This is a genomic window from Streptomyces atriruber, assembly GCF_001418325.1.
Taxonomy (GTDB): domain Bacteria; phylum Actinomycetota; class Actinomycetes; order Streptomycetales; family Streptomycetaceae; genus Streptomyces; species Streptomyces atriruber.
On record NZ_LIPN01000449.1, the window covers coordinates 1,826 to 3,301 of the forward strand.

The window sequence follows — 1,476 nt, forward strand, 5'->3', positions numbered from 1 at the left end:
CTCGGCGTCGACCACATCGACCTGTACTACCAGCACCGGGTCGACACGACCGTGCCGATCGAGGAGACCGTCGGCGCGATGACCGAGCTCGTCGCGGCGGGCAAGGTGCGTCACCTCGGGCTCTCCGAGGCCGGTGCGGGGACCCTGCGCCGGGCGCACGCCGTGCACCCCATCGCGGCGCTGCAGAGCGAGTGGTCGCTGTGGACCAGGGACCTGGAGGCGGAGATCGCACCGGTCTGCCGCGAACTCGGCATCGGCCTGGTGCCGTTCTCGCCGCTCGGGCGGGGCTTCCTCACCGGCCGCTACACCTCGCTCGACGATCTCCAGCAGAACGACGTGCGCCGCACCCAGCCCCGCTTCGCCGCAGGCAACCTGGAACAGAACCTGTCCATCGTCGACACCCTGCACGCGCTGGCCGCCGAGAAGGGCGTCACCGCGGGGCAGCTCGCGCTCGCCTGGGTGCAGCACCGCGGCGACGACGTCGTGCCCATCCCCGGCACCCGCCGCGAGAAGTACCTGGAGGAGAACCTCGGGGCCGTCGCGATCCGGCTCTCCGCCGACGAGCTCGCCGCGATCGACGCGGCGGCACCCGCGGGCCGGGTCGCCGGCACGCGCTACGACGAGCGCAGCCTCGCGGTCGTGAACAAGTAGACAAGAAGACAAGTAGCCTGCACGCATGACCGTGCCGTTGCCCTCCGACCTCACGTTCCGTCCCGTCCCCGACGTGCTCGCCCACCTCGCGGGCGAGTGGCACGTCGAGCGCACCGTCCGCGACCTCACGGACGGCTCCGAGGGCCGCTTCACCGGTACGACGCTCTTCTCGCCGCTGCCCGCCCCGGACCCCGGCGGCCTCCTGCACCACGAGTCCGGCACCTTCACCTGGCACGGCACGGCGCGCCCCGCCGAGCGCACGCTCCGCTTCCTGCCCGGCGAGGAGGCGGGCACCGCACTGGTGGAGTTCGCCGACGGCCGCTTCTTCCACGACCTGGACCTGCGCACGGGCCGCTGGACGACGGATCACCCCTGCGCGGACGACCTCTACCGAGGCGAGTTCGAGGCGGTCGGAGCCGATTACTGGCGCACCCGCTGGCGGGTCGGCGGCCCCGCCAAGGACCTGCTGCTCGTCACGGAGTACCGCCGATCGCATCGAGCCGCAGGTTCCAGCGGCCGCCGTGCCCGGTGAGGGTGACGGTCGACAGCGGGCGTACGTCGATGTTCCAGTACGTCGACGGGGGCGCCTTCAGACCGTAGGTGAGCGCGGCGCGCACCACGGCGGGCTCGGCCACGGCTATGACGCGGGTGCCGTCGCCGGCCGGCCGGGTGTCGAGCCAGCCGCCGACGCGCGAGATGAACGCCAGCAGCGACTCACCGCCGTGCGGTGCCGAGTGCGGGTCGCTCAGCCAGGCATCCACCGCGGCCGGTTCGCGGGCCGTGACCTCGGCGAGGGTGAGGCCGCGCCAGCGGCCCATGTCGCAG

General features: G+C 73.1%; 2 protein-coding genes and 1 pseudogene. 2 read left to right on the forward strand and 1 reads right to left on the reverse strand.

Annotated elements, in window-relative coordinates; translation table 11 throughout:
- Both AOK03_RS35475 and AOK03_RS35480 read left to right on the forward strand, forming a co-directional pair.
- Positions 1 to 651, forward strand: a pseudogene (locus tag AOK03_RS35475) (aldo/keto reductase); the annotation flags it as partial.
- A 25-nt stretch (positions 652 to 676) separates the two neighbouring features.
- Entirely contained in the window at positions 677 to 1,183 is a 507-nt protein-coding gene (locus tag AOK03_RS35480; RefSeq protein ID WP_055569508.1) for a DUF6314 family protein, read from the forward strand.
- Here the strand turns inward: AOK03_RS35480 and AOK03_RS35485 are convergent.
- Positions 1,125 to 1,476 (reverse strand): histidine phosphatase family protein (locus AOK03_RS35485; protein WP_167355680.1); only part of this gene is annotated, 352 nt, incomplete at its 5' end. The genes AOK03_RS35480 and AOK03_RS35485 overlap by 59 nt on opposite strands.